The organism is Allomuricauda sp. CP2A (assembly GCF_001683915.1).
Classification (GTDB): Bacteria; Bacteroidota; Bacteroidia; order Flavobacteriales; family Flavobacteriaceae; genus Flagellimonas.
Genome location: NZ_LXTT01000115.1, coordinates 1 through 8,582 on the forward strand (window position 1 = coordinate 1; position 8,582 = coordinate 8,582).

At 44.6% G+C, this 8,582-nt stretch carries 5 protein-coding genes; all 5 read right to left on the reverse strand.

Annotated features, from left to right (window positions below; all coding sequences use genetic code 11):
• Positions 1–41: 41 nt before the first annotated feature.
• Positions 42–1,496 (reverse strand): sulfatase, encoded by a 1,455-nt coding sequence (locus A7D14_RS13375; protein ID WP_067035512.1) that lies wholly within the window; start codon positions 1,494–1,496, stop codon positions 42–44.
• 185 nt (positions 1,497–1,681) lie between these two features.
• A complete protein-coding gene (ltrA, locus tag A7D14_RS13380) occupies positions 1,682–3,016 on the reverse strand; it encodes a group II intron reverse transcriptase/maturase (RefSeq protein WP_067035516.1) in 1,335 nt (444 codons plus the stop codon).
• Positions 3,016–3,333 carry a hypothetical protein gene (locus A7D14_RS20250; RefSeq protein ID WP_141673405.1) on the reverse strand — a complete coding sequence of 106 codons (318 nt, stop codon included), beginning with the start codon at positions 3,331–3,333 and terminating at the stop codon, positions 3,016–3,018. Before A7D14_RS20250 ends, ltrA begins: the two co-directional genes overlap by 1 nt.
• Positions 3,334–3,552: 219 nt before the next feature.
• Positions 3,553–4,980 carry a RagB/SusD family nutrient uptake outer membrane protein gene (locus A7D14_RS13390; RefSeq protein WP_036379417.1) on the reverse strand — a complete coding sequence of 476 codons (1,428 nt, stop codon included), beginning with the start codon at positions 4,978–4,980 and terminating at the stop codon, positions 3,553–3,555.
• 26 nt (positions 4,981–5,006) lie between these two features.
• The gene (locus A7D14_RS13395) at positions 5,007–8,345 is read right to left on the reverse strand and encodes a TonB-dependent receptor (RefSeq protein WP_218058538.1); all 3,339 of its coding nucleotides are present in this window, start codon (positions 8,343–8,345) and stop codon (positions 5,007–5,009) included.
• Positions 8,346–8,582 lie beyond the last annotated feature (237 nt).

Sequence of the window (8,582 nt, forward strand, 5' to 3'; positions counted from 1 at the left end):
ATATATTAAATCATTTGAAATTTAATTGATTGATTTAAAGGTCAACCCCTATCTTTCAACTGATCTTCCCCCCTGACCAAATTTGAATTATGGCTTTTTACCAAGGCTTTGATTTGCTCGATGACATCAGGATTACTTTCGGCAACATCATATTTTTCAGATGGATCCACTTCGAGGTTGTAGAGAATTGGGGGGTCATGTTCTTCACGCGTCGGTGGGCCATAGGAACCTTCCGTTATGAAATGGGCTTTGAAGGCTCCGAACCTCACGGCATAAAGCTCGTCTCCCCTGTAATAAAACACTTCTTTTCTCTCACTAGGCCTTTTTTCGAAGAGTGTTGGACTAAGGTCCTTTCCATCCATTTGTCGATCATCGGGCAATGGTACATTTGCCAATCTGCTGAAAGTGGTAAACAAATCCATGGTTGTCCCTATTTGGGTCACCAAACCAGGTTCGATTCGCCCAGGCCCCCAAAAAATACATGGCTCACGCATACCTCCCTCCCATGTAGATCCTTTTCCTTCTCTCAATAGCCCTGCACTTCCGCCTTCTTGGTTCATGATGAGCCATGGCCCATTGTCGGAGGTGAATACCACAATTGTATTTTTATCAAGTCCATTATTTTTTAGTTCGGTCAATATTTGTCCCACACCATGGTCAATTTCTTCAACAACATCGCCATAGAGCCCCCTGTTGCTGGAACCCACAAAGTCCTTTGATGCGAAAAGGGGCACATGTGGAAGGTTATGTGCCAAATAAAGGAAAAAAGGCTTTTCCTTGTTTTTCCGGATGAACTGCACCGCCTCTTCATTATAACGTTTTGTCAATGTGTTCTGATCTGCTGGGCGCTCCACTATCTCGGTATTGCGCATTAGCGGAACTTGAAAAGTTTTTATATCTTTCCTCTCTTCTGATTTCCAAAAATCAATATACCCTTGAGTCGACCTGAATGGAATAATGTTGTCCATGTCATTACTGTAAGGAATACCAAAATAATAGTCAAAGCCTTGATTTGTGGGCAAATATTCTTCTTTGTGGCCCAAATGCCATTTACCAATGCAAGCAGTGGCATAATCGACTTTTTTTAATTGTTCCGCCAACGTTATCTCATGTTGCGGCAACCCATTGTGGGAATCGGGAAAAAGAACGCGATTGACCCTACTGGTCATTCCATTTCTGATGGGCAACCTCCCAGTCAGTAATGCTGCCCTACTGGGTGTGCATACGCTCGCCCCAACATAGAAGTTCGTCCATTTTTGGCCTTCGACCGCCATTTGATCCAGATTTTTGGTATGTATGGTGGGATGTCCATATGAGCTCAAATCACCATAGCCAAGGTCATCGGCAAATATGACCACAAAGTTCGGACGTGCCTCTTGTCCCTGAATATCCTGATTGACATTGGCTTGCTGTCCTATGCAGATACCAACCCATGACAAGAAGGCAAGTGTCAAAAACAGCTTTATGTTCATGAATCTAATTGTATTTACTTTCATTTAATCGGTATTATTATTTTCAATATTCAGGCCTAAAACTCGGGAAATCTGGTAAAATTTACTAAAAGCATTTCAGGTTATCGTTTAAGTTGAAAGAAAAGCAGCGGTAGGCAGACCATTAAAGTCGGCCTACCGCTGTTTCTCTTTTTATAGTTACTATCACATTTTAAAGAGCATTAAAATGTTTATCGAGTAAAACCGGGCATCGCAGCACCGATATTCTCACAGAACCGTACGTGACGGTCTCCCGTCATACGGCTCTTATTATTGTTTCCGTTCGATGGTATTGAACCTATTGTCCAGTGAGCAAGTAAGTTCGGTGATTCCTGACTTACCTTGTAAAGCCAATTCATGGCCTTGTTGTCGCTGACCCGAAGGCTCTTGTACTTCCGTCTCGCCCATTTGGCGAGTTTCACGTTCAGTGTGTGCATAAAGTCTTTAAGCTTTGATTTATAAAATTTTCCATAGTAATTGATCCATCCCTTCACTATTGGATTGATGGCCTTGGCAATGTCGGTGAGCGTACAACTGCTGACACGCAGTATGCTCCAGCTTCTCATCTTCCCGTTCATACTTTTCATAGCTTTCTTGCTCACGGCGGGCAACCAACTGGTGAACCACTCTTTTCTGACACTATGCTGTGCGCTTCTCGGCATGAACGTATAGCCCAGAAAATCGAACTGTACGTGTTCGGTCGCGGTTCTCTTTCGGTTACTGTCCTTACAATAGACTATCTTGGTCTTTTCGGGATGGAGTTCCAGTCCACATTCCTGCATTCTGGCTTCCAGTCGCTGCTTTACTTCCATCACCTTTTGTTCGCTTGAACAATGGATAATGGCATCGTCCGCATACCGCTCGAACTTACATTCGGGATAGTTGCGTTCCAACCATACGTCCATGCAATAATGCAGGTATAGGTTTGCCAGCAGCGGCCCGATGACCGACCCCTGTGGGACGCCCTTGGTGCGTGCTACTGTTTCCCCATTCTCCTTTTCCAGAGGGGCTACCAGCCATCTCCCGATGTAGAGCAATACCCACTTTTCATTACAGTGTTTGCCAACGGCCTTCATCAACAGATTGTGCGGGATATTGTCAAAGAACCCTTTGATGTCAAGGTCGATGACCCAGTCTTTCTTCCAGCACCTTACCTTGGCCTTTGCCAGAGCTTGGTGGGCGTTCCTATTGGATCTGTACCCGTACGAGTCCTCATGGAATATCTTCTCAAACCTATCCTCAATGCACATCTTTACCACTGTTTGTGCGATTCGGTCGCATATCGTGGGTATGCCCAGTGGCCGTAGGCCGCCCCCTTTCTTGGGGATTTCCACCAGCTTTACGGATGGTGCCATGTAACTGCCCGAACTCATTCGGTTCCATATCCTGTACAGGTACCTCTTGTAGTCCTTATCAAAGTCGGCTAGGCTCATCTTGTCGACTCCCCCTGCCCCCTTGCGGCTGCGCACTTGCCGATAAGCTTTGTACACTGTTTCCCCCGATATTTCAAACGGCTTTGCTCCCATCAGTTTGTACCTCCTAAATTTGCATTCAGTTTCCGCTTTGACGGAGCTTCAATAATACATCCCCTTCGCTCCATGCCCATTACAGGCACTTCATCACTACTACGGGATGTTCTGCCCCCGTGCTGCGCTTCGATACTTTCCCTCTTGTAGTGTCTTTTACTTGAGGTTTTCTCTTGACATCGCAACGACAGGTTCTCACGTTCCGTGCTAACGCCTGTACCAGACTCATGCCCCCTATACGCCGTATGCCGTAACAACAGTAAACAGGTTGCCTTGTTACTTGTCCCAAGGACGATACTGGACCTTGGTTTTGACATAGCCTTATCCTTTCGACGCCTCATCAGGGGTTCACTCGCGTTCATCTTTCTGGTACCTACCTGACACTTCAAAGTGCCTTTTCCCCCAACGCTCACTACCACGGCATTTAACCACAGCAGCTTGGGGGCGGTTTGGAACCCGCTCCTGTAAGCCGATTCCGAGAGACCTACTCTCATCGCTTGCACAGCATCAACTTGTATGTTAGTTGTTCGTGACACTCAATATCCAGGATTTTGTTCCAAATTTGAATTGGCATCCAGTTCTCTTTGGGGAATCGGATAGAGCACATGAAAATCCTGGGCATTTTTCCCCCTTGCTTGGGCCCTAGAAATCATGACCCCGTGTCTTATTTGGTCTTCCCTCGCATTTCCTTCAAAGTAAAATTCCCACTCCCTTTCACTCAATATGGCATCTCTTAAGGAATCTTTGCCAAAACTTCCCAGATTCAAGGGGGTGGCACCGGCCCGGTTCCTGACCTCGTTGATCAGGTCGATGGCCTCTTGGGTGGGACCATTGAGTTCATTGAGTGCTTCTGCCCTTGTCAACAATATGTCCGCATACCTGATGACAATAATATCATTGCCAGCTGACGCTCCCACGGCATTTGGGTCAAAAGGTAATTTATAGGGGTGTGATTGATCGTTGCCCAACCCCATTACCAGTTCACCGGTTGCCGTACTCTGCCATTCGGTTATTATACGGCTGGTTCTAGTATCTGTCGCCTCAAAGGAGTTTACAAAATCATCAAATAAGTAAGTGCGTGCAGCAAATACAGAATTGTTCGGGAAAGGTCTTGGATAATCCGGTGGGAAAATCAGCGCATTCATAAACTGGCCCGCCCCAGCAGCATCTTTGGGAAGTGCCCAAATGACCTCGGCATTGCCCTCGTTCGATATTTCAAACACGTCTGAGTAATTGGGTAAAAGACTGTACAGTCCCAAATCGATAACGCCCGAGGACATGTCGGCCGCTTTTTGCCATTGCTTGGTGTTCAGGTAAAACTTTGCCAAGACCGACATGGCCACGCCTTTGGATGCTTTTCCAAAGGCCGGAGGTTGGTTGGGTAAAGTGGCTATTGCCCCCAACAGTTCCTGCTCTATAAAGGCCTGAGTCTCTTCGTCAGTTGATCGGGGCAGCAAAGGATCATCAGTAGAAGACCGATAAATCGGCACCCTACCAAAAAGCTTGTAAAGCTCCGAATAGGCCCATCCCCTTATAAAATGGGCCTCGGCTTCCGTTCTCTGCTTAAAATCATTCGAAAAAGAATCATTGTCCAGGTTGTCCAGGACCAGATTCGCATCACGAATGGAACTAAAGTACACTATCCATACAGGAATCAATTGGCCATGGTTGCTGTCCCAATTGTAATCGATCAATGATTGCCATACACTTTCAATCGACCCACCAGCGCCCCATACCTCACCGGCTGGCATGGTTCCCAAATAATAAGGGGACCAGGATTCATCATCCCCAGCCCTATGCGAATAGGCATAAGCTGCATTCAATAAGGAGCTGAGACCTTGCTCAGAGGTAAAAAGTGTTGAGGGCGAGAGCTCAGAGAACACCTCTTCCTCCAAACGTTCTTCACAGCCCAGCAGGCCAGACAGCATTATAGTGAGAGCTATTCTATAATAATAAGTTTTCATAATTATGATTTTTTTAATTGTTTGACCTAAAAATTGGCAGTAAGACCCAACATATAGGTTGTTGCCAGGGGATAACTACTATAATCGATCCTAACGTTACTTCTACCGAATGAATTAGCCTCAGGATCAAATCCCACATAATCAGTAATTGTAAACAGGTTCTGGCCGGTCACATAGACTTGAAGTGAGTTCAAAAAATCAATATTTTGAACTGGAACGTTGTACGATAGCCTGACATTTTTCAAACGCAGGTAAGATGCATCTTGAATGGTCAGGGTATTCACTTTTCCTGCACCATAGGCATTGGGGTTTACCCCTGATGGCCATTTAGCACCTGTATTTTGGGGCGTCCATCGATCCAATATTTGGTGCGCAAGTCGGTTTCTTCTGAAGTTTGCAGGATAGAGAGACTCTATCAGGTTGATATTCAATAGATCGACACCTGCCTGACCCTGAAAAAAGAAGTCCAACGTCAAATTCTTGAAGGAAATTGAATTTTGTATACCATAGGTAAAATCAGGATATGGGGTGCCTATAATGGTCTGGTCGGTAGGCGTAATGGCCCCATCTCCATTTCTATCTTCAAAAATTGGAAAGCCTGGCTGGGCTGTGGGCTGTGGTGAATTGGCTATATCGTCACCTTCCTGAAAAATGCCGGTGACAACATATCCATAATAGGAGGCCAGGGGATCACCTTCTTGAATGATCGCCGTGTTGCCCACTGCTTGTACACTTCCCGTCACAATACTTTCAATTCGTCCCAAATCCACCACTTCATTCTTAATGGCGGAAAAATTCAATGAAGTATCCCATTTAAAATCATCGGTCACTATGTTGGTCGAGTTAAAAAGAAACTCAACCCCACTGTTCTTAACTTCGCCTACATTTGTCAATATTGATGAATAACCGGAAGCAAATGGCAATGGAAGGTCAAACAACAAATCCTTCGATTCTTTTGAAAAATAATCTAAACTACCACTGAATCTGCCCCCTGAAATACCGAAATCAAGACCGATGTTGAGTTGTTCGGTGGTTTCCCACTTAAGGTCTGGATTTGGAATACGCTGGGGGGAGACACTGCCTGAAATGGTGCCACCAAACACTACGTTGGGTCCTGTTCCAAAGGTCAGTTGCGATGCATAGTTGCCAATTTCCTGGTTACCTGTCTGACCCCAACTCGCCCGTAGCTTGAACTGGCTGAAACTATCGGGAATAAATTCTTCTTGGTCAAGTTTATAGCCCAAGGCAAAGGATGGAAAATAACCCCATTTGTTGTTCTCTCCAAACCTTGATGACCCATCCGCCCTTATTGAGGCGGTAAATAAAAATTTGTCAAAAAGGTTATAGTTCACCCTGCCTAGATATGACAACAAGGTATTTTCTTCCTTGCCACTAGAGAGTACATCCGTATTGGTGTCGCCCAGTGCCAAATTGTTAGTTTTGATATCATCTGTCGGAAAACCGCTGATATTACCGGAAAAGAACCGCGAACTGAACTTTTGAAAGGTGATACCACCCAATACCGTAAGTGCATGGTCTTCGTTAAAAGCTTTGTCATAGGTCATCGTGTACTCGAACAGATAGTTGGAGCGTTCCAATACGTTGATGTTCGCGATACCGCCAGCGGCACCGCCACGAATGGTCTGGGTGGTATTGTAAATGTCACGTCTCGATGTTTGTCTGTCGGTCCCGAAATTGAACTTGCCTGAAAGATCTTCAGTGAAATCGTAGTTCAAAAAAGCACTTCCGAATGTTCTATTGGTCTCGCTCTCGCTAATGATGGCATTTATCAAGGTAACTGGATTGTTGACAGTCAGATTCGCCGACTGGCTAAAAGTACCATCGTCATTAAATATGGTCTCCGTAGGATCATATAACAATGAAGAATAAATAGGCCCTGCTTGCTCATTGGTATTGACGCCATCGACATTGTTGTTGTCCTTGACCAAACTTGTGTTGAAGTTTAGGCCTATCTGGGTCTTGTTCCCAATTTTTGTCTCAAGGTTTATTCTTCCGGTATATCTTTTTATCCCCGTATTTTTTACAACACCTTCTTGATCAAAATAGTTGAATGAGGCATAATAGTTTGTGTTTTCGCTGCCCCCGCTCACAGCCAGGTTGTGATTGGTCAAAGGAGCCGAGCGAAAGACTTCATCTTGCCAATCGGTCCCCCTGCCGATTCTTGAAATATCCTCATTGTTGAAAACCACTGCGTTTCCTTGTGCAATTGACAAGTCGTTTATGGCATCTATGTATTGTGAGGTGGAAAGCACATCGATTTTTTCAGCGACCGATTGGATACCTGCATATACATCATACGTGACATTTACCTTGCCTTTGCTTCCCTTCTTGGTAGTGATCAAAATTACCCCATTTGCCCCTCTTGAACCGTAAATTGCCGTTGCTGAGGCATCCTTTAAAATCTCTATCGATTCCACATCAGCTGGATTCAGGGAATTCAAGGGATTCCTAGGGCTCAGGTTTTGACCTACTTCGGCCACCCCGCCAGAACCAAGGTTGGGGCTGTTGTCAATCGGGAACCCATCTATTACATACAAAGGCTCGTTACTGGCATTCAAAGAGTTGGAGCCCCTGATCCTAATTGCCAACCCACCTCCAGGGGCTGAACTGGCTTGGTTTATCTGTACCCCAGCAGCCCTACCTAGCATCATTTGGTCCACGGATACGTTCGCCCCCGGGTTCATGTCGTCTTGACCCAATGACGCCACGGACCCAGTTAAGTCACTTTTCTTCTGCGTTCCATAGCCGACAACCACGATTTCATCAAGGACGGCAGTACTTTCCTGCAAAACAATGTTCAAAACCGATTGTCCGTTGACAGGGATTTCTTTCGTAGTGAACCCGATATAGGATACGGTCAATATGACATCACCGTCAGTTACCTTGATCGAAAAATTTCCATCAAAATCGGTTTGGGTGCCGTTCGTGGTTCCCTTTTCGATGATATTTGCTCCTGCCAAAGGAACTCCTGAATCATCCAAAACCGTTCCGCTGACCGTAAAATCTTGAAAAAAAACGGCGTCGGTGTTTGGTATATGATAGGTTTGATCTTTAAAGACTGTTACTTGTCTGCCAATAATATTGTAACCTAGACCGTACGATTCTAATAAAGAGTCAAGAACGTTAGGTAAGGTTATATTGTTTTTCTTGAGAGTAATTGAATTATCATTGGGCAAAATACCATCTTTGTAAAAAAAGATGTACTCGCTTTCATCCTGTAACTGGTTGAATAGTGTCTCTAAACTTACATTTTTAAGGTCAAGATTAAACTTGGTCTGTGAGTAAGAGTGGTTTGCATAGAGAGCGGTTAACCCCAATAATATGTAACAAAGAAAGGACCTCATTATTTTTATTGAAATGGATTGACCATTTAATTTGCCTAGAACATGGGCAATACTTAAGTAATTATTCATAATTTTAGAGTTCAGTTTAGTTATTACTTCGGTAATACATTTTACCGGCAGATGCGCCAACATCTGTCGGTTTTCATTTCATTCTGTATATTTTATTTCATAGGCACTGTATCTTTTAAATTTAACTTGGTGGAGGCCAGTATGATTTTGTCGGTTTGATATTCCGCA

Excerpts from the sequence above, each read along its gene's own strand:
- A7D14_RS13375 (WP_067035512.1), bottom strand. The coding sequence starts at position 1,496 with ATGAAAGTAAATACAATTAGATTCATGAACATAAAGCTGTTTTTGACA.
- ltrA (WP_067035516.1), bottom strand. The coding sequence starts at position 3,016 with ATGGGAGCAAAGCCGTTTGAAATATCGGGGGAAACAGTGTACAAAGCT.
- A7D14_RS20250 (WP_141673405.1), bottom strand. The coding sequence starts at position 3,333 with ATGTCAAAACCAAGGTCCAGTATCGTCCTTGGGACAAGTAACAAGGCA.
- A7D14_RS13390 (WP_036379417.1), bottom strand. The coding sequence starts at position 4,980 with ATGAAAACTTATTATTATAGAATAGCTCTCACTATAATGCTGTCTGGC.
- A7D14_RS13395 (WP_218058538.1), bottom strand. The coding sequence starts at position 8,345 with ATGAGGTCCTTTCTTTGTTACATATTATTGGGGTTAACCGCTCTCTAT.